This is a genomic window from Plastoroseomonas hellenica, assembly GCF_018129085.1.
GTDB lineage: Bacteria > Pseudomonadota > Alphaproteobacteria > Acetobacterales > Acetobacteraceae > Plastoroseomonas > Plastoroseomonas hellenica.
This window is the reverse complement of sequence record NZ_JAAGBB010000014.1, coordinates 25,615-45,918: the sequence shown is the minus strand read 5'-3', so window position 1 is coordinate 45,918 and position 20,304 is coordinate 25,615. Positions and strand designations below refer to the sequence as shown.

Annotated in this window: 19 protein-coding genes; 6 read left to right on the top strand and 13 right to left on the bottom strand. The window is 70.4% G+C overall.

The features are described from left to right. Window positions 1-15: 15 nt before the first annotated feature. The 10 genes from glpK to GXW71_RS13165 form a co-directional block, all read right to left on the bottom strand. On the bottom strand, window positions 16-1,518 hold the full coding sequence (glpK, locus tag GXW71_RS13210) for a glycerol kinase GlpK (protein WP_211852987.1): 1,503 nt from the start codon (window positions 1,516-1,518) through the stop codon (window positions 16-18). 173 nt (window positions 1,519-1,691) lie between these two features. Continuing rightward, the gene (locus tag GXW71_RS13205; protein ID WP_211852986.1) at window positions 1,692-3,467 is read right to left on the bottom strand and encodes an ABC transporter substrate-binding protein; all 1,776 of its coding nucleotides are present in this window, start codon (window positions 3,465-3,467) and stop codon (window positions 1,692-1,694) included. A 134-nt stretch (window positions 3,468-3,601) separates the two neighbouring features. Continuing rightward, on the bottom strand, window positions 3,602-3,883 hold the full coding sequence (locus tag GXW71_RS13200; protein WP_211852985.1) for a DUF2160 domain-containing protein: 282 nt from the start codon (window positions 3,881-3,883) through the stop codon (window positions 3,602-3,604). Window positions 3,884-3,897: 14 nt separating this feature from the next. Beyond that, window positions 3,898-4,764 (bottom strand): carbohydrate ABC transporter permease, encoded by an 867-nt coding sequence (locus tag GXW71_RS13195; RefSeq protein ID WP_211852984.1) that lies wholly within the window; start codon window positions 4,762-4,764, stop codon window positions 3,898-3,900. Further along, window positions 4,761-5,645, bottom strand: a complete 885-nt coding sequence (locus tag GXW71_RS13190) for a carbohydrate ABC transporter permease (protein ID WP_211852983.1) — start codon at window positions 5,643-5,645, stop codon at window positions 4,761-4,763. The genes GXW71_RS13195 and GXW71_RS13190 overlap by 4 nt, the downstream gene beginning before the upstream one ends. Next, window positions 5,642-6,727 carry an ABC transporter ATP-binding protein gene (locus tag GXW71_RS13185; protein WP_211852982.1) on the bottom strand — a complete coding sequence of 362 codons (1,086 nt, stop codon included), beginning with the start codon at window positions 6,725-6,727 and terminating at the stop codon, window positions 5,642-5,644. The genes GXW71_RS13190 and GXW71_RS13185 overlap by 4 nt, the downstream gene beginning before the upstream one ends. Further along, a complete protein-coding gene (locus GXW71_RS13180) occupies window positions 6,727-7,809 on the bottom strand; it encodes an ABC transporter ATP-binding protein (protein WP_211852981.1) in 1,083 nt (360 codons plus the stop codon). Before GXW71_RS13180 ends, GXW71_RS13185 begins: the two co-directional genes overlap by 1 nt. Next, a complete protein-coding gene (glpD, locus tag GXW71_RS13175; protein WP_211852980.1) occupies window positions 7,806-9,335 on the bottom strand; it encodes a glycerol-3-phosphate dehydrogenase in 1,530 nt (509 codons plus the stop codon). The genes GXW71_RS13180 and glpD overlap by 4 nt, the downstream gene beginning before the upstream one ends. 85 nt (window positions 9,336-9,420) lie before the next feature. Next, window positions 9,421-10,224, bottom strand: coding sequence for a DeoR/GlpR family DNA-binding transcription regulator (locus GXW71_RS13170; protein WP_211852979.1), 804 nt, complete (start codon window positions 10,222-10,224; stop codon window positions 9,421-9,423). 275 nt (window positions 10,225-10,499) lie between these two features. Continuing rightward, window positions 10,500-11,735, bottom strand: a complete 1,236-nt coding sequence (locus tag GXW71_RS13165) for an argininosuccinate synthase (RefSeq protein ID WP_211852978.1) — start codon at window positions 11,733-11,735, stop codon at window positions 10,500-10,502. 134 nt (window positions 11,736-11,869) lie between these two features. Between GXW71_RS13165 and GXW71_RS13160 the strand changes: the two genes are divergently transcribed. After that, on the top strand, window positions 11,870-12,931 hold the full coding sequence (locus GXW71_RS13160; RefSeq protein WP_211852977.1) for an NAD(P)H-dependent flavin oxidoreductase: 1,062 nt from the start codon (window positions 11,870-11,872) through the stop codon (window positions 12,929-12,931). Between the two features lie 4 nt (window positions 12,932-12,935). Here GXW71_RS13160 and GXW71_RS13155 read toward each other — a convergent pair whose 3' ends face one another. After that, window positions 12,936-13,457, bottom strand: coding sequence for a hypothetical protein (locus GXW71_RS13155; RefSeq protein WP_211852976.1), 522 nt, complete (start codon window positions 13,455-13,457; stop codon window positions 12,936-12,938). Window positions 13,458-13,580: 123 nt separating this feature from the next. On the opposite strand from GXW71_RS13155, the gene GXW71_RS13150 reads away from it, so the two are divergent. From GXW71_RS13150 to GXW71_RS13140, 3 genes are read left to right on the top strand one after another with little or no spacing between them, the layout of a single operon-like run. Beyond that, the gene (locus tag GXW71_RS13150; RefSeq protein WP_211852975.1) at window positions 13,581-14,129 is read left to right on the top strand and encodes a sigma-70 family RNA polymerase sigma factor; all 549 of its coding nucleotides are present in this window, start codon (window positions 13,581-13,583) and stop codon (window positions 14,127-14,129) included. Beyond that, window positions 14,110-14,868, top strand: coding sequence for a zf-HC2 domain-containing protein (locus GXW71_RS13145; RefSeq protein WP_211852974.1), 759 nt, complete (start codon window positions 14,110-14,112; stop codon window positions 14,866-14,868). The genes GXW71_RS13150 and GXW71_RS13145 overlap by 20 nt, the downstream gene beginning before the upstream one ends. Window positions 14,869-14,924: 56 nt before the next feature. Further along, complete coding sequence (locus tag GXW71_RS13140; RefSeq protein WP_211852973.1) at window positions 14,925-16,862, top strand: polysaccharide biosynthesis protein; 1,938 nt, start codon at window positions 14,925-14,927, stop codon at window positions 16,860-16,862. 224 nt (window positions 16,863-17,086) lie between these two features. Here the strand turns inward: GXW71_RS13140 and GXW71_RS13135 are convergent, their stop codons facing one another. Then, a complete protein-coding gene (locus GXW71_RS13135; RefSeq protein ID WP_211852972.1) occupies window positions 17,087-17,482 on the bottom strand; it encodes a DoxX family protein in 396 nt (131 codons plus the stop codon). Window positions 17,483-17,749: 267 nt separating this feature from the next. Here GXW71_RS13135 and GXW71_RS13130 point away from each other — a divergent pair, with 267 nt between their 5' ends. Together GXW71_RS13130 and GXW71_RS13125 are read left to right on the top strand one after the other, a co-directional pair. Continuing rightward, complete coding sequence (locus GXW71_RS13130) at window positions 17,750-18,910, top strand: DegT/DnrJ/EryC1/StrS family aminotransferase (protein ID WP_211852971.1); 1,161 nt, start codon at window positions 17,750-17,752, stop codon at window positions 18,908-18,910. A gap of 105 nt (window positions 18,911-19,015) precedes the next feature. Then, window positions 19,016-19,708: a DUF1194 domain-containing protein gene (locus GXW71_RS13125; protein WP_211852970.1), complete on the top strand. Its 693-nt coding sequence runs from the start codon at window positions 19,016-19,018 to the stop codon at window positions 19,706-19,708. A 163-nt stretch (window positions 19,709-19,871) separates the two neighbouring features. Here GXW71_RS13125 and GXW71_RS13120 read toward each other — a convergent pair whose 3' ends face one another. Next, window positions 19,872-20,282, bottom strand: coding sequence for a hypothetical protein (locus tag GXW71_RS13120; protein ID WP_211852969.1), 411 nt, complete (start codon window positions 20,280-20,282; stop codon window positions 19,872-19,874). Window positions 20,283-20,304 lie beyond the last annotated feature (22 nt).

Sequence of the window (20,304 nt, the reverse complement as noted above, 5' to 3'; positions counted from 1 at the left end):
CGGAGCAGCGCACCGCTACCGCGGCTGGGTCAGGGTGCGGCGTACCGCGTCCTGCCATCCGCGATAGGCGGCCTCGCGCTCGGCTTCGCCCATGGCGGGGGTGAAGCGCTGCTGCAGGCGCCAGGTGCGGGCGAATTCCTGGGGTGCCGGGCAGAGGCCCGTCTGCAGGGCGGCGAGGTAGCCGGCGCCGAGCGCGGTGGTTTCCTGCACCATCGGGCGGTCCACCGGCGCGCCCAGGATGTCGGCGAGGAACTGCATGGTCCAATCCGAGGCGACCATGCCGCCATCGGCGCGCAGCACGCCTTCGGCGGCAGCGCCCCAATCGCGCCGCATCGCCTCGAGCAGGTCGCGGGTCTGATAGCCGACGCTTTCCAGCGCGGCGCGGGCGAGGTCGGCGGGGCCGGAGCCGCGCGTCAGGCCGAAGATCGCGCCGCGCGCTTCGGGGTCCCAATAGGGCGCGCCGAGGCCGACGAAGGCCGGCACGAGATAGAGGCGTTGCGCCGGCTCCGATCGCGCGGCGAGGTGGCCGCTGTCCGCGGCGGCGCGGATCAGGCCGAGCCCGTCGCGCAGCCATTGCACCGCGGCGCCGGCGACGAAGATCGCCCCCTCGAGCGCGTAGCGGCGCTCGCCGTTCAGCTGATAGGCGATGGTGGAGAGCAGGCGGTTCTGCGAGCGCACCGGGGTGGCACCGGTATTGAGCAGCGCGAAGCAGCCGGTGCCGTAGGTGGATTTCACCATGCCCGGTTCGAAGCAGGCCTGGCCGATGACGGCGGCCTGCTGATCGCCGGCGATGCCGGCGACGGGGATGGCGGCGCCGAGATGCTCGGGTTCCGCGATGCCGAAGGGCGCGGCGCAGTCCATCACCTCGGGCAGTACGGCGGGCGGGACGCGGAACAGGGCGCAGAGCTCCTCGTCCCAGCGCCCGGCGCGGATGTCGAAGAGCATGCTGCGGGAGGCGTTGGTCGCGTCGGTCGCATGGACACGGCCGTTGGTGAGCCGCCAGAGGATGAAGCTGTCCACCGTGCCGAAGGCGAGACGGCCGGCTTCCGCCGCCTCGCGCGCGCCGGGGACATGGTCGAGCAGCCAGCAGATCTTGGTGGCGGAGAAGTAGGGGTCGATGATGAGTCCGGTGCGCTCGGCGACCGGCGCGTCGTGCCCCTCCTCGCTCAGGGCGGCGCAGGTGGCGGCGGTGCGGCGGTCCTGCCAGACGATGGCGCGGTGGATGGGCCGGCCGGTCGCACGATCCCAGAGCAGCGTGGTCTCGCGCTGGTTGGCGATGCCGATGGCGGCGACGTCGCCGGGCGCAATGCCGGCCTTGGCGATCGCTTCCCGCATCACGGCGAGGGAGCTCTGCCAGAGATCCTCCGGCTCGTGCTCCACCCAGCCGGATGCCGGGTAATGCTGCGGAAACTCGCGCTGCGCCAGGGCGACCGGCTCGAGTTCCGGCGTCGTGAAGAGGATCGCACGCGAGGATGTCGTCCCCTGATCGAGGGCCAGCACATATCCCTCAGCCATCATCCGCACTCTCGGTGGTGGTTCCGTCTGGTCGCGGGGGAGGCGCCCATGTCCTCCCCCGAATCGCCCGGCTCTAGAGCATGATGCGCTCGCAAGTGCTCACGCATCATACTCCAGCCCATTGTTTAGTCGCGTGATTCAGACTTTTCGGCGATTCCGCCTCAAGTCATCACGCTCTAGCGCCGCTGCGGCGGCGTCGCCGGCCAGCTCCGGATCAGCGTGTCGTAATCCACCGTCTCGCCCTGCGGCTTCTCGTTGGCGAGCCGGCGCTGCGGCGCGATGTTGCCGTCGCGTTCGGCACGGGCATGCCACTCCTCGGCTGACGTGCGCGGGTTGAGGCGCGGACCGCATTCGCCCTGCACATTGGCGCGCTGCAGGCGTTCCATGACCGAGTCCTGCGCCGCGGCGAGCGCGTCCATCGCCTGTTGCGGCGTCCTGGCACCGGAAGAGGCATCGCCGATGTTCTGCCACCAGAGCTGGGCGAGGCGCGGATAGTCGGGGACATTCACGCCGGTCGGCGTCCACTGCACGCGCGCCGGTGAGCGATAGAACTCGATGAGCCCGCCGAGCTGCGGCGCACGCTCGGTGAAGGAGTTGTGCCAGATGTCGGATTCGCGGATGAAGGTGAGGCCGACATGGCTCTTCTTCAGGCTGGTGGTCTTGGACACGGTGAACTGCGCATAGAGCCAGGCGGCGCGGCGTCGTTCCACCGGCGTGGATTGCAGCAGGGTCCAGGACCCGGCGTCCTGGTAGCCGAGCTTCATGCCTTCGCGCCAATAGGCGCCTTTCGGCGAGGGCGCCATGCGCCAGCGTGGCGTGCCGTCCGCGTTCACCACCGGCAGGCCGGGCTTCACCATGTCGGCGGTGAAGGCGGTGTACCAGAAGATCTGCTGGGCGATGGCGCCCTGCGCGGGGACGGGCCCTGATTCGCTGAAGGTCATGCCGGCGGCTTCGGGCGGGGCATATTTGCGCAGCCACTCCACGTATTTGGAGACCGCGTAGACGGCGGCGGGGCCGTTGGTGTCGCCGCCGCGCTCGACGGAGGAGCCGACCGGACGGCAGCCCTCCATGCGGATGCCCCATTCGTCCACCGGGCGGCCATTGGGGATGCCGCGATCGCCGTTGCCCGCCATGGAGAGCCAGGCATCGGTGAAGCGCCAGCCGAGCGAGGGGTCCTTCTTGCCGTAATCCATGTGGCCCCAGACGCGCACGCCGTCGATCTCGCGCACCTCATTGGTGAAGAACTCGGCGATGTCCTCATAGGCGGACCAGTTCGCGGGCACGCCGAGATCGTAGTTGAAGCGGCGGCGGAAGGCGTCGCGGATCTGCGGTCGGGTGAACCAGTCGTAGCGGAACCAGTAGAGGTTCGCGAATTGCTGGTCCGGGAGCTGGTACAGCTTGCCGTCCGGCGCGGTGCCGAAATCCTTGCCGATGAAGTCATCCACATCGAGGGTGGGCGAGGTGACCGCGCGGCCGTCGCCTGTCATCCAGTCGGTGAGCGAGACGGCCTGACGATAGCGGAAATGCGTGCCGATGAGGTCGGAATCATTCACCCAGGCGTCGTAGAGGTTGCGCCCGGACTGCATCTGGGTCTGGATCTTCTCAACGACATCGCCTTCCTGCAGCAGGTCGTGGCGCAGGTTCATGCCGGTGATCTCGGAGAAGGCGCGGGCCAGGGTGCGCGCTTCGTATTCATGGGTGGTGATGGTCTCGGAGACCACGTTGATGTCCTGGCCGCGATAGGGCTGAGCGGCGCGGATGAAGAATTCCATCTCCTGCATCTGCTGATCGCGCGACAGGGTGGAGGGTTGGAATTCCTGCTCCACCCAGCGCCGCGCGGCATCCATGGCCTGCGCGTAGCTGTGGCGCGGCGCGAGCAGCGCCGGTGCAGCGAGTGCCGCGGCGGTGCCGAGCAGCGTCCCGCGGCGGGTGATCAGTCCACGATCTTTCATGTCCGTTTCCCTCCCTAGAGCAGATCCCGTTCGAGCGGTTTCACTTGAACGGGTGAAGATGCTCGCCAGAACAAAGGCCTGGAGCGGTTGAAGCGAGCGCAGCGAAGCGAAGGCCGCTCCAGCAACCCCGGGTCTTATGCCCAGCGGAAGACTGTGGTGGCATAGAGCAGCGACAGGATGGAGGCGCCCCAGACCGGCGCTTCGCCGGCGAGCGCCAGCCAGCCGAGATGGATGAAGGCGGCGCCGAGCAGCGAGAGGAACAGCCGGTCGCCCCGCGTCGTCGGCAGGCCGAGCGCGCCGATGCGCTCGGTCTCCGGTCGCAGCAAGGCGAGCGCCGTCATGATGCCGAGTGCTGTGGCGATGGAGACGAAGAACGCCGCCGTCTCCCAGGTCCAGGCCATCCAGGCGAGGTCCATTGCCGTTCCCCCCCTCACACGCGACCGAGCGCGAAGCCACGCGCGATGTGGTTGCGCACGAACCAGATCACCACCGCGCCCGGGATGATGGTGAGCGTACCGGCGGCGGCGAGCAGGCCCCAATCCATGCCCGCGGCGGAGACCGTGCGCGTCATCGTCGCGGCGATCGGCTTGGCGTCCACGGTGGTGAGGGTGCGTGCGAGCAGCAGCTCCACCCAGGAGAACATGAAGCAGAAGAAGCCGGCCACGCCGACGCCGCCCGCGATCAGCGGCATGAAGATCTTCATGAAGAAGTGCGGGAAGCTGTAGCCGTCGATGGCGGCGGTTTCGTCGATCTCGCGTGGCACACCGGACATGAAGCCTTCCAGGATCCACACCGCGAGGGGAATGTTGAACACACAATGCGCGAGTGCCACGGCGAGCGGCGTGTCGAACAGCCCGACGGCGGAGTAGAGCTGGAAGAAGGGCAGTGCGAAGACCGCGGGCGGCGCCATGCGGTTGGAGAGCAACCAGAAGAACAGGTGCTTGTCGCCGAGGAAGCGGTAGCGGCTGAAGGCATAGGCCGCGGGCAGCGCGGCGAGAAGGGAAATCACCGTGTTCAGTGCCACGTAGGTCAGGCTGTTGATGTAGCCGGAGTACCAGGAACTGTCGGTGAAGATGCGCCGGTAATTGTCGAGCGTGGGCTCGCGAGGCCAGAGCGTCATGCCGGAGGAGATCTCGAAATTCGTCTTCAGGCTCATGTTGACGAGCCAGTAGATCGGCACGGCGAGGAACAGCAGGTAGAGCGCGAGCCCGAGGCGGGAGGCCCAGGCGCCAGACGCCGCGGCCGGTGCGGCGGCAGGGCGCCGCACGGCTTCCGCACGGGCGACGGAGGCGCTCATCGGGCAGCGTCCGCATCGCCACGCGTCGTGGTGGCGAAGAACACCCAGCAGAGGGTGAGAATGATGAGGTTGTAGACGATGGACATCGCCGCCGCCTTGCCGAGGTCGAACTGGCCGAGCGCGATCTTCACGAGGTCGATGGAGAGGAAGGTGGTGGCATTGCCCGGCCCGCCGCCGGTGACGACGAATGGCTCCGTGTAGATCATGAAGCTGTCCATGAAGCGGAGCAGCACGGCGATGGTCAGCACGCGCCGCAGCTTCGGGAGCTGGATGGAGCGGAACACCGCCCAGCTGCTCGCGCCGTCGATCCGCGCCGCCTGGTAATAGGCATCCGGGATGGCGCGCAGCCCTGCATAGCAGAGCAGCGCGACCAGGGAGGTCCAGTGCCAGACATCCATGGCGATGATGGTGATCCAGGCATGCAGCGGCACCTGGGTGTAGTTGAAAGCGAGGCCGAGGCGGTTCAGGGCATGGCCGAGCAGGCCGATATCGCCCCGTACGAAGACCTGCCAGATGGTGCCCACCACGTTCCAGGGGATCAGCAGCGGCAGCGCCATGGCGACCAGGCAGAAGGCGAGCGCCAGGCCGCGCCGTGGCATGGTGAGCGCGACGGCGATGCCGAGCGGGATCTGGATGGCGAGACAGATCGCGCTGAACAGCAGGCTGCGCCACAACGCATCGAGGAACCGGCCGCCGAACTCGGTGGAGGGGTCGAGCAGCTCGCGGAACCAGCCGAGGCCGTTCCAGAAGAACTCATTGTTCCCGAAGGTATCCTGCACCGAATAGTTCACCACCATCATCATCGGGATCACACCCGAGAAGGCGACCAGCGCGACGACTGGCAGCACCAGCAGCCAGGCACGGTTGCTGTGCGGCTTCATGGCGCGGCCTCCACCAAGCGGCCATCGGCGTAGAGATGCAGATGGGCCGGATCGAAGGTGATCCGTGCAGCATCGGATGATGGCGCGGCGCCGTCCGGCAGGGTCGCGGTCAGCGCCAGGCCCGCGAGCTCGACGCGTGCGATGCGGCGGCGGCCGAGATCCTCGACGCGCCGCAGCAGGACGGGCAGGTCGCCGTCCCGTGCGATGCGGGTGAATTCGGGGCGGATGCCGAGCTCGATGCGCCTGCCGGCCAGCGTCTCGCGCGCGGGCGGGTGCGGCAGGAGGATGCGATGACCGCCAGGCAGCACGGCCTCGCCGCTGACGACCTCGCAAGGCAGCAGGTTCATGCCGGGCGAGCCGATGAAATGGCCGACGAAGGTGTGGGCGGGTCGCTCGAACAACGCCTCCGGCGTGCCGACCTGCACCACCTCGCCCCCCGCCATCACCACCACGCGGTCTGCGAACGTCAGTGCTTCGGTCTGGTCGTGGGTGACGTAGATCATCGTCACCGGCACCTGGCGGTGCAACTCCTTGAGCCGTGAGCGGAGCTCCCACTTCAGGTGCGGGTCGATGACGGTGAGCGGTTCGTCGAACAGGATGGCGGCGACGTCGCTGCGCACCAGGCCGCGTCCTAGCGAGATCTTCTGCTTGTCGTCGGCGCCGAGATTGCGTGCGCGGCGGCCGAGTGCGGCGGTCAGGCCGAGGAGGGAAGCGACGTAGTCCACCCGCGCGGAGGCTTCGCGTGCGGGCACGCCGCGGTTGCGGAGCGGGAAGGCGAGGTTCTCGCGCACCGTCATGGTGTCGTAGACCACGGGGAACTGGAAGACCTGCGCGACATTGCGCCGCTCCGGCGCCCAGGGCGTGACGTCGGCGCCGTCGAACAACACCGTGCCATCGCTCGGACGCAGCAGGCCGGAGATGATGCTGAGCAGGGTGGTCTTGCCGCAGCCGGAGGGGCCGAGCAGTGCATAGGCACCGGCATCGTCAAATGCCATGTCCATCGGGCGCAGCGCGTAGTCGATCGGTCCACGTGGCGCGGGATGGTAGGAATGGGCGAGTTGCTGGAAGGCGATGCGCGCCATCAGGCCGCCTCCGCCAGTTCCGGTGTGGCGAGAAGCGTGCCGTCGGTGCCGAACAGGAAGAGCCGGCGCGGATCGAGCCAGACCGTGATGCGCTCGCCCGGCTCCGGCCGCCGCACGCCGGGCACCAGCACGACCCAGGCGAGGCCACCGACATCGAGGTGGATGTAGCTCTCCGATCCCGTCACCTCGGCGACGCGCACCGTGGCGTCGAGCGGCACCGCATCCGGACCCGGCTGGTCGTCAAGGACCAGCTCGTGGGCGCGCACGCCGATCGTGCATTCGCCTTCGACGCCGCGCTGCAGGGCGGGAATGCGCCGGCCGTTCGCCAGCACGAGCTCGCGCCCGGCGAGCCGCGCCGGCGCTTCGTTGAGCGGCGGGTCGGAGAAGACGCGCGCGGTCAGGATGTCGCAGGGGCGGCGGAAGACCGCGCCGGCGGGGCCGAATTGCGTGAGGCGCCCCTCCCAGAGCGTCGCGACCTGGCCGCCCAGCATCAGCGCCTCGGCCGGGTCGGTCGTGGCATAGACCAGGATGCTGCCGCTCTCGGCGAAGAGGCGCGGCAATTCCTCGCGCAGCTCCTCGCGCAACTTGTAGTCGAGATTGGCCAGCGGCTCGTCCATCAGCACCAGGGCCGCGCGTTTCACCAAGGCACGCGCGATCGCCGTTCGCTGCTGCTGGCCGCCGGAGAGCTCGAGCGGGCGACGGCCCAGATACGGCGCGAGGTGCAGCAACTCCGCCGCCTGGTGCACACGCGCTTCGACCTCGGCGCGCGGCAGCTTCGCGACCCGCAGCGGCGAGGCGATGTTTTCGAACACCGTCAGGCTCGGGTAGTTGATGAATTGCTGGTAGACCATGGCGACGCTGCGCTGCCGTGCGCCAACCCCGGTCATGTCGCGCCCGTCCACCAGCAGCCGCCCGCCGCTCGGGCGGTCGAGCCCCGCCATCAGCCGGAGCAGCGTCGTCTTCCCGGCGAGCGTCGGACCCAGCAGCACGTTCAAGGAGCCCGCTTCGAGGGAGAGGGTCACGGGGTGCAGCAGCACGCGCCCGCCCGCCGAAAGCGCGATGTCTTCCAGCATGAGGCTCATTCCGCCGCCCTCTCTGCCACGCGCTGGCTCGCCATGAAGGCGGCGAGCCGGTCCTGCTGCGCGGGTGTCAGCCGCAGGCCGAGACGCGTGCGGCGCCACAGCACGTCCTCCGCGCTCCGCGCCCATTCCTCGCGCATCTGCCATTGTACCTCGCGCGCGGTCAGCCCGGCGCCGAATTCCTCGCCGAGCTCTGCGGCGCTGCGCGCGCCGCCCAGTACAGCCGGCGCCTCGGTCCCGTAGAGCCGCACCAGGCGCCGCGCTTCGGAGTTGTCCAGGAAGGGGTGGTCGCGCCGCAGCGCGGCCTCCAGCGCTGCGGTGCCGTTCCAGGGGAAATCGCCGCCGGGGAGCGACGCCCGGGCGGTCCATGGTGCGCGGAGCTCGGGGAGATGGGGCGCGAGCTTCTCGAGCGCCGCTTCCGCCAGGCGGCGATAGGTCGTGATCTTGCCGCCGAACACCGAGAGGATTGGCGCCGCGGCCTCGGCCGCGTCGAGCGCCAGCACGTAGTCCCGCGTCGCCTCCTGCGCCAAGGTCGCCCCGTCATCATAGAGCGAGCGGACGCCGGAATAGCGCCACACCACGTCCTCCGGCGCCACTGGCTTGTTGAAATATGCGCCCACCGCGTCGCGCAGATAGGCTTCCTCGGCCACCGTCGCTGCGACGGAGCTGGGATCACCGTCGGTGAAATCCTGGTCGGTGGTGCCGATCAGGGTGAAGTCGTCCTCATAGGGAATGGCGAAGACGATGCGGCTGTCGGTGTTCTGGAAGATGTAGCAGCGGTCGTGATCGAACAGGCGCCGCGTGACGATGTGGCTGCCCTTCACCAGCCGCACGCGCTGCGGCCGTGCCACGCCGGCGAGCTCCGCCACCTGCGCCACCCAGGGTCCCGCCGCGTTCACCAGCGCGCGCGCGGCGACCTCGGTGACGCCGCCGGTTTCCACGTCCCGCAAGGTCAGCCGCCAGCCATCCTCCGCCCGCCGCGCGGCGGTGCAGCGGGTCCGCGTCAGCACTTGCGCGCCACGCGCGGCCGCATCGCGCGCGTTGAGCAGGACCAGGCGCGAATCCTCCACCCAGCAATCCGAATACTCGAAGCCGCGGGTGAAGCCCGGCTTCAGCGGCGCGCCAGCGGCATCGCGCCGCAAATCCAGGCTGCGCGTGCCCGGCAGGATGCGACGGCCGCCGAGATGGTCGTAGAGGAAGAGGCCGAGCCGCAGCACCGGCCAGGGGCGCAGGCCGCGGTGATGCGGCAGTACGAAGCGCAGCGGGCGCACGATATGCGGCGCGGCCGAGAGCAGCACTTCACGCTCGACAAGCGCCTCGCGCACCAGCCGGAAGGCATAATGCTCCAGGTAGCGCAGCCCGCCATGGATCAGCTTGGTGGAGGCCGAGGAGGTCGCGCCGGCCAGATCGCCCTGCTCGACCAGCAGCACGGAAAGCCCGCGCCCTGCCGCGTCGCGGGCAATGCCACAGCCATTCACCCCGCCACCGATCACGGCGACATCGACGCGTCCGGCGCTGGCTGTCGCCATGCTGCCTCCCTGGACCGACCCTGCAGGAAGCCTAGTCAGGCCCGAAGCGCAAGTACAAATGAAAAATTCGCGCGCAAACCCAGCCCTACGGGCTTTCGTTTCCGTCGAATCTGCTTTCGTTTGGGTCCCCCGCCACCTCCAGCCGCGTCCCGGCCACGGCACAGGCGGCCACGAAGCGCTCCGGCGGCGGCCGGTCCGTCACGAAGGCATGGAGCTGGCGCACATGGCCGATCCTGACCGGCGCCGAGCGCTCGAACTTGCTCGCATCCGCGACCAGGATCGCCCGCCGTGCATTGCCGAGGATGGCGCGCGCCACCCGCACCTCGCGGTAGTCGAAATCGAGCAGCGACCCGTCCTCGTCCAGCGCCGAGGCGCCGATGACGGCGAAATCCAGCTTGAACTCGGAGACCAGGTCCACGGTGGATTCGCCGACGATGCCGCCATCCGCGCGCCGCACCGGACCGCCCGCCACCACCACCTCCACCCCGGGCGAGGGCAGCAGGATGGAGACGACATGGATGTTGTTGGTCACCACGAGCAGGTTGTGCCGGTCCACCAGGGCGCGCGCCACCTCCTCCGTCGTCGTGCCGATATTGATGAAGAGTGAGGTCCCGTCCGGGATCAGCGACGCGCAACGCTCTGCGATGCGCCGCTTCTCCTCCCGCGCCAGCGCGCGCCGCGCCGCATAGGCGACGTTCTCCACGCCGGAGGCGAGCATGGCGCCGCCATGCATGCGCGCGAGCAGCCGGCGTTCGCAGAGATCGTTCAAATCCTTTCGGATGGTCTGCGGGCTGACCTCGAAACGCGCCGCAAGATCATCCACCGCGACGCGGCCGCTCTGCCGCGCCAATTCAAGGATCGCGTCCTGCCGCGTCGAAAGCTCGCTCATGACGCAAGCATGCGCCGCCACCCGGCCGCGGCGGAAGCCCCCGGTTCGAGGACCTGCGGCCGCACCCTCTTCCGCCGAGGCTTCGGAGGGCGAGCCCTCCGGGACCATCCCCACGCGGCCGCAGGCCGCTATCAGGTTCTGCGGAGCGAGCGAAGCGATGCTCCGGGGCCGCGAATGCGGCCCCGCGCGCGACCATCAGCCGCCGCCAGAACTGCCCTGACAGCGCGCAAGCCAAGCGCGCGGATGCGCGCGCCGGCGCCGGAGGTCCAAACTAACTACAAACTCCCACCTTTACGGCCGGCCATGGCGCCGAGTCTCAAACGCAGCGCGTTCAGCTTGATGAAGCCCTGGGCGTCGAACTGGTCGTAAGCGCCCTGATCCTCCTCGAAGGTCACGTGCTTCATCGAGTAGAGGCTGTTCGGGCTCTGCCGGCCGGTGACGATGGTGTTGCCCTTGTAGAGCTTCAGCCGCACCGTGCCGGTCACGCTGTTCTGGCTCTCATCGACCAGGGACTGGATCATCCGGCGCTCCGGGCTGAACCAGAAGCCGTTGTAGATGATCTCCGCATAGCGCGGCATCAGGCTGTCCTTGAGGTGCGCGGCCTCGCGGTCCAGCGTGATGCTCTCGATCGCGCGGTGCGCGGTGTGCAGGATGGTGCCGCCCGGCGTCTCGTAGCAGCCGCGGGACTTCATGCCGACGAAGCGGTTCTCGACCAGGTCGAGCCGGCCGATGCCGTTCTCCTTGCCGAGTGCGTTCAGCTTCGTCAGCAGGGTGGCAGGCGACAGCCGCTCGCCATTGATGCCGATGGCGTCGCCGCGCTCGAACTCGATGGTGATCTCGGTCGCCTTGTCGGGCGCGTTCTCCGGGCTGATCGTGCGCTGCCACACCATCTCGTCGGGCGCGTCCCAGGGCTCCTCCAGGATCTTCCCCTCGGAGCTGCTGTGCAGCAGGTTGGCGTCGACGCTGAACGGCGCCTCGCCGCGCTTGTCCTTGGCGATCGGGATCTGGTTCTGCTCGGCGAATTCCAGCAGCCTGGTCCGGCTGGTCAGGTCCCATTCGCGCCAGGGCGCGATCACCTTCACATCTGGCTTCAGCGCGTAATAGCCGATCTCGAAGCGCACCTGGTCGTTGCCCTTGCCGGTCGCCCCATGCGCCACGGCATCGGCGCCGACTTCCTCCGCGATGCGGATCTGCTCCTGGGCGATCAGCGGCCGGGCAATGGAAGTGCCGAGCAGATAGCAGCCTTCATAGAGCGCATTCGCCCGGAACATCGGGAAGACGAAGTCGCGGACGAACTCCTCGCGCAGGTCACGGATAAAAATGTTCTCCGGCTTGATGCCGAGCAGCAGCGCCTTGTCGCGCGCCGGCCCCAGCTCCTCGCCTTGGCCGAGATCGGCGGTGAAGGTCACGACCTCGCATTGGTAGACGGTCTGGAGCCACTTCAGGATGACGGAGGTGTCGAGGCCGCCCGAATAGGCCAGCACCACCTTCTTGACGTCCTTCACGCGCATCGCGGCAATCCTTCGGGGAAAATTTGAGCCTCCTGGGGGGGAGGGCGGCGGACAATGCCGCCCGGAAGGCAGCGGGGCAAGTATGGACAGCCTCTGCGTGGAGGGGCATCCCGGAGGGCCGGAGGAGACACGCCATGACCGCCCGATCCCGCGCCGCTGCGTTCTGCGAGCGTTTCGGCCTGCGCATTCCGATCCTGCAGGCCCCGATGGCGGGCTCGACCCCGGTGGCGCTCGCTGCCGCCGTCGGCACCGCCGGCGGCATGGGGGCGCTCGGCGCCCTGAACTCCAGCCCCGCCGGCATCCGGAACTGGGCGGCGGGCGTGCGGGCGGCCACCAATGGCGCCTTCCAGATCAACCTCTGGATCCCGGAGCCCGATCCGGTCCGCGACCCCGCGCGGGAGGCGACGGTGCGGGAGACGCTCTCGGCCGCCGCCGGCTTTCCGGTGCCCGAGGCCGGCCCCGGCCCGTTCCTGCCGGATTTCGAAGCGCAATGCGCCGCCATCCTGGCCGCTGGGCCGGCCGTCATCTCCTCCATCATGGGGGTCTTCCCGCCGGATTTCGTCGCGACCTTCAAGGCGCGCGGCATCGCCTGGTTCGCCAATGCGACGACGGTCGCCGAAGCGCGGCAGGCGGAGGCGGCAGGCGCCGATGCCGTGATCGCCCAGGGCGCCGAGGCCGGTGGCCATCGCGGCAGCTTCGTCAATGGTGCGGCGGAGGCGCAGTCGATCGGTCTCTTCGCGCTGCTGCCGCAGATGACGGACGCGGTCGCGGTGCCGGTGATCGCGGCGGGCGGCATCATGGACGGGCGCGGCATCGCGGCCGCGCTCACCCTCGGCGCCAGCGCCGTACAGCTCGGCACCGCCTATCTGCGCTGCCCGGAGACCGGCACCAACCCGACCTGGGCCGAGGCCATCGGCCGGGCGCGGCCGGAGGATACGGTGCTGACCCGCGCTTTCTCCGGCCGACTCGGCCGCGGCATCGCGAACAGCATCACCCAGGCTTTCGCCGACAGCGCCCCGGCGCCCTATCCCGTGCAGCGGGCGCTGATGGCCCCGGTGAGGTCGGCGGCCGAAGCGGCGGGCGACATCAGCCGCATGCAGGCCTGGGCCGGCCAGGGCGCGGCGCTCTCCCGTGTCGAGCCGGCCGCCGACCTCACCCGGCGGCTCTGGGCGGATGCCGAGGCGCTGCTGCCGTAAGGGCTCAGGGCCGCGGCAGGACCAGGATCTCGCCGGTCATCGACGGGGCGTGGTCGAGCGAGCGGAAGCCGATGCGCCCGGGGCGGTCGGCGGGCAGGGTGACGCTCCGGACCTCGCCGCGCCGGATGGCGATCGGCTCCGCGACGCCGTCCACGGCGATGCGGAAGCTCGGGCCCTGCACGTCGACGAAGGTCAGGGTCACCGGCTCGCCTTGCATCACCACGATCTGGCTTGGCTGGAAGACGAAGGCGCGGACGCTCCAATTGCCCTCCTGGCTCAGCGGACGCAGCAGCAACCCGCCGCCGGCGGGCATCGGCTGGGTCGGATAGGCTTCCGCCGGATGGGCGGCGCTCGCCTGGATGCCGGTTGCCCCATCGAGATGCACGGTGATGACGTGGAAATGCCGGGGATTGACGGCAGCAGCGGGGGCGCCGGCGGCTGGAGCCGCCGGGTAGGCCGGCGCCTGGGCGAGGACGGGGCCGGCCGAGGCGGCCAGCAGCAGGGCGAGGATCGGGGCGCGCATCATCGGGTCTCCGCGGCGGCATGCCGCTGACCGCTGGACTCGATGGGCGCGCGGGATATTCCCTGATCCCCGGGGAATAATTCCGCGACGGCGAGAGTCCTTCCTCCAGGGCATCGGGGCGGCCGCATGGCACAGGATGGCGGGCGGGCAGCGGAGGGGCGATGGACGCGGCTCTTCGCGCCGCATCTCGACGCCGCCTTCCGGCTGGCGCGCTGGCTGACCGGCAGCCGCGCGGAAGCGGAGGACGTGGTGCAGGAAGCCTGCCTGCGCGCCTGGCGCGCGACGGGGCCGGAGCCTGCGTCGCCGCGGGCCTGGCTGCTCGCCATCACCCGCAATGCGGCCTGGACGCGGCTCAGCCGCACCGGCGCCGGCAATGTCGTCTCGCTCGAGGAGGCGGCGCGGGAGCTCGACCGCGCCGCGGCCGCCCTCCCGGGCGCGGAGGCGCTGGTCGCGGCGCGCGAGCGCAGCGCGGTGCTTCGCCAGGCGCTGGCCGCGCTGCCGGCACCGCTCCGGGAGGCGGTGGTGCTGCGCGATATCGAGGATCTGTCCTATCGGGAGATCGCGGCGGTGCTGGATTTGCCGATCGGCACCGTCATGTCCCGCCTGGCGCGCGGCCGGCGCCGATTGCGCGACATGCTGGCGAAGGAGGCTGCCGATGCGCGCGACGCCGGCTGACTGCGGGCGCTTCGCCGACCTGCTGGATGCGCTGGCGGATGAGGAGCTGGCCCCCGGCATGGCAGCGGCGCTGCGCGACCACCTCGCCGCCTGCCCGGCCTGCGCGGCGGAAGCGGCCGCGATCGGCGCGCTCAGGGCCGAGCTCGCCACCTTGCGCGACGAGGCCGCGCCAGAGGCGCTGCGCCAGCGCCTCGCCGCCATGCTGCGCGATGATGCACCGACCACGGCGACACCGGATCGCCGGCGCCTGCTGGCACTGACCGCGGCCGGGGTCGGCGGCATCGCGATCGGCGCCGGCGGCTTCGGGCTGCTGCATGACAGCCGGCCCGAAACCATCGCGCATGACCTGCTCACCGCCCATGCCCGGGCGCTGCTCGCCGGGGCGCCGCCGCAGATCGCCAGCGGCAATACGCATCAGGTGCGCCCCTGGCTCAGCGCCCATCTGCCGGTGGCGCCGCGGGTGCCGGAGACCGAGGATTTCCCCCTGCTGGGCGCCCGGCTCGATCTGATCGGGCGGCGACCGGCGGCCGCGATCCTCTATCGCCGCCGCGCCCATGCCATCACCGTCTTCGCCACTGCCGAAGACCTGGCCCAGGACTGGCCCAGCCGGCCGATGACCCGCAACGGCTTCCAGCTCCTGCCCTGGGTCGCCGACGGAATCCGCTATGTCGCCGTTTCCGACCTCAACCCGGGGGAGCTCGCCATGTTGGCAGAGCGGATCCGGGCGCCGGGGCCGTAAGACCTGGGCGTGGCCCCGGTCTCGCATTCGCACCCCTACCGCTCTATAGCGGCACCATGGCCCGCGGCGCCCCGCATCGAATCCTGCTCAATCTCGGCCTCGACGGCCTGATCGCCGCGCTGGCGCTGCCGGCCGCGCTCTGGCTCGCGGCGCCAGGCAGCGGGCCGGCGGGCCTCCTCTGGTGGATCCTGGCGATCCCGGGCGCCACCGCCGCACTGCTGCTGGCGGGGCTGCCCTTCCGGCTGCCACAGCAATACTGGCGCTTCGTGGGGTTGCCGGACCTGCTGGCGGTGGTCGGCGCCTCGGCGATCGCCGCGGCGCTGTTCTGGGGGGCGGCGCATGCGCTCGGCGCCTGGCGGTCGCCCAACATCGCCTTCCCGGCGATCCATGCCATGACCCTGGTCGGGCTGCTCGGCCTGCCGCGCCTCGCCGGCCGGATGCGCGGCCGGCGCCATCCGGAAGCGCAGGACCTCGCCCAGCCGGTGCTGATCGCGAGCGCCGGCGACGGCGCCGACCTCTTCATCCGGGCGCTGGAGCGGGAGAGGGCGCCGCGCTGGCGGCCAATCGGCATCCTGTCGCTGCGGGAGCGGCAGCTTGGCCGCCGCATCCAGGGCCTGCCCATCCTCGGCATCGTCGAGGAGGCGGAGACGGTGCTGGAGACGCTCCGCGCCGAAGGCCGCCTGCCCGCCGCCATCGTGCTGGCCGATAGCCGGGTGCAGGGCCAGGCGCTGCAGCGGCTGATGGATGCCGCCGACCACCATGGCGTACCGGTGCGCCGCGCGCCGCCGCCGACCGCGCTCGACAGCGCCGTCGCCAATCGCGCCGGCGCGGCGTCGAAGCACGATCTGCGGCCGGTCTCGATCGAGGAGCTGCTCGACCGCCCGCAGGTGCCGCTCGACCGCGAAGGCATGGCGCGACTGGTGCAGGGCCGCCGCGTGCTGGTGACCGGCGCCGGCGGCACCATCGGCGGCGAGCTGGCGCGCCAGGTCGCGGCGCTGGGGCCGGCGGCGCTGACCCTGCTCGATCACGGCGAATACGTGCTCTACGAGATCGACCTGGAGCTCCGCGAACGCCACCCGGAGGTGCCGCGCCGTGCCGTGCTCGCCGATGTGCGCGACGAGCCGCGCATCCGCCGCCTGTTCGAGGAGATCCGGCCGGAGCTCGTCTTCCACGCGGCGGCGCTGAAGCATGTGCCGATGGTCGAGAACGACCCGCTGGAGGGGCTGCTGACCAATGCCCTCGGCACGCGCGTGGTCGCCGATGCGGCGCGCGCGGTCGGCACCCGCGCGATGGTCTTCATCTCGACCGACAAGGCGGTGAACCCGACCAGCGTCATGGGCGCCTCCAAGCGCCTGGCCGAGATGTATTGCCAGGCGCTGGATCGCGCCGCGCGCAGCGAGAAGTCGGGCATGCGCTGCATCACCGTGCGCTTCGGCAATGTGCTGGGCTCGACCGGCTCCGTGGTGCCGCTGTTCCGCCGGCAGTTGGAACGCGGCGGGCCGCTGACCGTCACCCATCCCGACATGCGCCGCTACTTCATGACGGTGCGCGAAGCCGTCGGCCTCGTCCTGCAGGCGAGCGTCGTCGGCGTCGAGGACCGCCCGGATCAGCCGGCCGAGCTTCGCGACGGCGGCATCTTCGTGCTCGACATGGGCGAGGCGGTGAAGATCGTCGACCTGGCGCGGCGCATGATCCGCCTCGCCGGGCTGCGGCCGGAAGAGGATGTGGAGATCCGCTTCACCGGCCTCCGCCCCGGCGAAAAGCTCTACGAGGAGCTGTTCCACGGGCAGGAACCGCCGCGCGCCACCCAGTTCCCCGGCCTGCTGATGGCGACGCCGCGCACCGCGGATGCGGCGCTGGTCGGCCGCGCGATCGACGAGATCGCCGCCCATGCCCGCGGCGGCGCACCCCGTGCGGCCCTGGCCCAGCTCGGCCGCCTGGTCCCGGAATTCGAACACGCCCCGCTCGGCACGGCGACGACCAGCGGGGGGTAGGGCGCGCCTCGGGAGGGGCACTGCCCCTCCCGAACCCACCCCGGCAGGAGCCTGGAGGCCCTGCACCCGCTCGATTTGACGCCCCGATTGGGAAGGGGTGCCCGGCGCATTCGCGCCGGGCACCCCCTTCCCAATCGGGGCACCCAAGTGAAGTTGGTCCAGGAGGCTCCAGCCTCCCTGGTGGGTGGGGCCCGGGGAGGGCAAAGCCCTCCCCGGGGACGCGCTTACCCCCGCTGCCCGTCCAGGCTGAAGCGGCCCGGCCCGGCCGCGGCGATGTAGAGGAAGACGAAGGCGTAGAGCGCCGCCAGCTCGCCGCCATTCATGATCGGATAGAAGGCGCGCGGCGCGTGCGCGTAGAAATAGGCGAAGGCCGCCATGCCGGAGGCCAGGAAGGCGGCCGGGCGGGTGAAGAGTCCGATCGCAATCAGCACGCCGCCGACCAGTTCGATGGCGCCGGCGAACCAGAGCAGGGTGAAGGTCGCCGGCGGGCCGCCCATCGGGAAGGCATTGGGGAAGCTGAAGAACTTCTGCGTGCCATGGGCCAGGAACATCAGCGCGGCCATGATCCGGAGTGCGGCCAGCGCGTAAGGCGCCAAATTGGCCGGGATGGGGCTGGTCAAGGGGGTGCTCCTTGCAGGGGCGTGACGACCGGCGCCGTCCCAAGCGCCGAGCGGAGGCGGATGCCTCAGGACGTTGCATGCCCGGCGACGGGCCGTCCTGCAAAGGGAAATCAGCCGGGCGTGCCATCTGGTTGCACTGCGTCACTTTCCTTGATTTCGCGCCGGGGTCGCCCGGGCCTAGAAGGCGGGCCAGTTTGTTTGATCGCGTGATTCAGACTTTTCGGCCCGCCGGGCCTCAAGTCATCACGCTCAAGGAGCAGCCCATCGATGACCGCAGAGAGCCCCCGCCCCATCGCCTTCTTCGACATGAAGGCGCAGCAGGCGCTGATCCGCGATCAGCTCGATCGCCGGATCGCCGTGGTGCTGGAAGGCGGGCGCTTCATCCAGGGCCCCGAGGTGGATGAGCTGGAAGCCGAGCTCTGCGCCTTCTCCGGCGCCAAGCACGCGGTCGGCATCTCCTCCGGCACCGATGCCCTGCAGATCGCGATGATGGCGGAAGGGGTCGGGCCAGGCGACGCGGTCTTCCTGCCGGCCTTCACCTATACCGCGACGGCCGAGGTGCCGCTGGTGCTGGGCGCGACGCCGGTCTTCGTCGATGTCGATCCCGTCAGCTTCAACATCGACCTGGCCGATCTCGAACGCCGCCTGGCGCTGGTGAAGGCGGAAGGGCGGCTGCGCCCGCGCGCCGTGGTCGGCGTCGACCTCTACGGCAACCCCGCGGATTGGCCGGCGATCGAGGCGCTCTGCGCGCGGGAGGGGATGTTCGCGCTGGACGATGCGGCCCAGGCCTTCGGCGCCACGCTGAACAACCGCCGCCTCGGCACCTATGCGCATGCGACGGCGCTCAGCTTCTACCCGACCAAGACGCTCGGCTGCTATGGCGACGGCGGCGCGCTGCTGACCGATGACGCGGATCGCGCCGATCTCTACCGGTCGCTGCGCACCCATGGTGAGGGCAAGACCCGCTACGAGGTGCTGCGCACCGGCATGAACGGCCGGCTGGACACGATCCAGGCCGCCATCCTGCTGTGCAAGCTGCCGCTGCTGGAAGACGAGCTGGTGGCGCGCAACCGCACCGCCGCCGCCTATGCCAAGGCGCTGGCGGGCGTGGTGACGGCACCGACCGCGGTCGCCGGTGCGACCTCGGCCTGGGGCATCTACACGGTGACGCTGCCGGATGCCGATGCCCGCGCCCGCGTGCAGAAGGCGCTTTCCGGGCGCGGCATCCCGAGCGCGATCTACTATCCGCGGCCGCTGCACCACCAGCCGGCCTACGCCACGCATCACGCCGGCGCGATCGCGACCGGCGCGCCGCCGCTGCCGGTCAGCGAGGCGCTCTGCCATCAGGTCCTGGCGCTGCCCATGCACCCTTACTTGAGCGAAGATGATGTGGGGCGGATCGCCGAGGGCATCCGCGCGGCCCTGTAAAGGCGGATGCAAGGGGGGATTCGTCCCGCTCTCCGAAAATCGTGTTGAACCGACGCGGCACAGCGCGCTTCCATGACAGCTTCATGGAAGGCGGAGGCGTGGTGCATGCGTCGTCGCAGCCTGCTCGCCGCGGCGGGTGCCGCCGGCATTCCCTTCAGGCGGGCCCGCGCCGCGGAGCCCGTCGATGTCGCGCTGGTGCTCGCCGTCGATGTCAGCCGCTCCATCGACGAGGATGAGGCGCGGCTGCAGCGGGAGGGCTATCGCGCGGCGGTCACCGATCCGCGCGTCATCGAGACCATCCGCGGCGGCATGATGGGCGGCATCGCCATCGCTTATGTCGAGTGGGCGGGCATCGAGTACCAGCGGCTGGTGCTGCCCTGGACGCACATCGCCGATGCCGCCGATGCCCAGCGCTGGGCGGAGGCGCTGGCCGAGGCGCCGCGCGTCTCGCTGTCCTGGACCTCGATCTCGGGCGGTATCGAGATGGCGCGCCAGGTGCTGGCGGATTGCCCCTTCGAGCCGACGCGGCGGGTGATCGACGTCTCCGGCGACGGGGTGAACAACAGCGGCCCGCCGGCGGAAACGGCGCGTGATCGGGCGGTCGCCGAGGGCATCGTGATCAACGGGCTGCCGATCATGAACGATCGGCCGACCTTCGGCCGCATGCCGCCGGTGCCGCTCGACCAATACTACCGGGAGAGCGTGATCGGCGGCGACGGCGCCTTCCTGGAGGTGGCGCTCGACTTCGAGAGCTTCGGGGTCGCGGTGAAACGCAAGCTCATCCGGGAGATTGCGTAGATCTGTCCTCAGGCGCCGGCGCCGGCATCCGCCGGCTTGGCTTCCGCGCGACTGCGCGCGGGCCGCATTCGCGGCCTCGGTCTGCATCGGCTTCGCCTTGCAGCCCGCCGGAATGGATGGCGGCCTGCGGCCGCGTGGTCGGGGCGGGGTGTTGAGGCTGGGCTCAGTCCCTTTGGATCATGCCCTGGTCCAGCATGCGCAGGCAGCCTTGGACGACCGGGGCGCAGGCGCTGTCCCGGGCCAGGCCGAACTCGCTCGCGGCGCTGTAGCCGATGCGGGTCACGTGGCCCTGCACCACCTGGAAGGTGACGTAGCAGTTGCTGGAGGATGACAGGCTGACGGCGCCGCCCGCCACCGGGACCGGCAGCGACAGGCCGGAGGATGGCGGGGTTCGCACATAGGTCCAGAACTCGCCGCCATCGGAGGTCTCGCGCCGGTCCGGCACCCCCGAACAGAGGCGCAGATCGTCGGCGCGCAGCCCGATCAGCCGCAACTGCGCGTCATTGGCGATCGAGGCGTCCCGGGCCGCGCAGGCGGCGACCAGCAGCAGCAGGGCAGGCAGGGGGCGCGGCATCGCGACCGAGTGCCGCATCGCG

Excerpts from the sequence above, each read along its gene's own strand:
- glpK (WP_211852987.1), bottom strand. The coding sequence starts at position 1,518 with ATGATGGCTGAGGGATATGTGCTGGCCCTCGATCAGGGGACGACATCC.
- GXW71_RS13205 (WP_211852986.1), bottom strand. The coding sequence starts at position 3,467 with ATGAAAGATCGTGGACTGATCACCCGCCGCGGGACGCTGCTCGGCACC.
- GXW71_RS13200 (WP_211852985.1), bottom strand. The coding sequence starts at position 3,883 with ATGGACCTCGCCTGGATGGCCTGGACCTGGGAGACGGCGGCGTTCTTC.
- GXW71_RS13195 (WP_211852984.1), bottom strand. The coding sequence starts at position 4,764 with ATGAGCGCCTCCGTCGCCCGTGCGGAAGCCGTGCGGCGCCCTGCCGCC.
- GXW71_RS13190 (WP_211852983.1), bottom strand. The coding sequence starts at position 5,645 with ATGAAGCCGCACAGCAACCGTGCCTGGCTGCTGGTGCTGCCAGTCGTC.
- GXW71_RS13185 (WP_211852982.1), bottom strand. The coding sequence starts at position 6,727 with ATGGCGCGCATCGCCTTCCAGCAACTCGCCCATTCCTACCATCCCGCG.
- GXW71_RS13180 (WP_211852981.1), bottom strand. The coding sequence starts at position 7,809 with ATGAGCCTCATGCTGGAAGACATCGCGCTTTCGGCGGGCGGGCGCGTG.
- glpD (WP_211852980.1), bottom strand. The coding sequence starts at position 9,335 with ATGGCGACAGCCAGCGCCGGACGCGTCGATGTCGCCGTGATCGGTGGC.
- GXW71_RS13170 (WP_211852979.1), bottom strand. The coding sequence starts at position 10,224 with ATGAGCGAGCTTTCGACGCGGCAGGACGCGATCCTTGAATTGGCGCGG.
- GXW71_RS13165 (WP_211852978.1), bottom strand. The coding sequence starts at position 11,735 with ATGCGCGTGAAGGACGTCAAGAAGGTGGTGCTGGCCTATTCGGGCGGC.
- GXW71_RS13160 (WP_211852977.1), top strand. The coding sequence starts at position 11,870 with ATGACCGCCCGATCCCGCGCCGCTGCGTTCTGCGAGCGTTTCGGCCTG.
- GXW71_RS13155 (WP_211852976.1), bottom strand. The coding sequence starts at position 13,457 with ATGATGCGCGCCCCGATCCTCGCCCTGCTGCTGGCCGCCTCGGCCGGC.
- GXW71_RS13150 (WP_211852975.1), top strand. The coding sequence starts at position 13,581 with ATGGCACAGGATGGCGGGCGGGCAGCGGAGGGGCGATGGACGCGGCTC.
- GXW71_RS13145 (WP_211852974.1), top strand. The coding sequence starts at position 14,110 with ATGCGCGCGACGCCGGCTGACTGCGGGCGCTTCGCCGACCTGCTGGAT.
- GXW71_RS13140 (WP_211852973.1), top strand. The coding sequence starts at position 14,925 with ATGGCCCGCGGCGCCCCGCATCGAATCCTGCTCAATCTCGGCCTCGAC.
- GXW71_RS13130 (WP_211852971.1), top strand. The coding sequence starts at position 17,750 with ATGACCGCAGAGAGCCCCCGCCCCATCGCCTTCTTCGACATGAAGGCG.
- GXW71_RS13125 (WP_211852970.1), top strand. The coding sequence starts at position 19,016 with ATGCGTCGTCGCAGCCTGCTCGCCGCGGCGGGTGCCGCCGGCATTCCC.
- GXW71_RS13120 (WP_211852969.1), bottom strand. The coding sequence starts at position 20,282 with ATGCCGCGCCCCCTGCCTGCCCTGCTGCTGCTGGTCGCCGCCTGCGCG.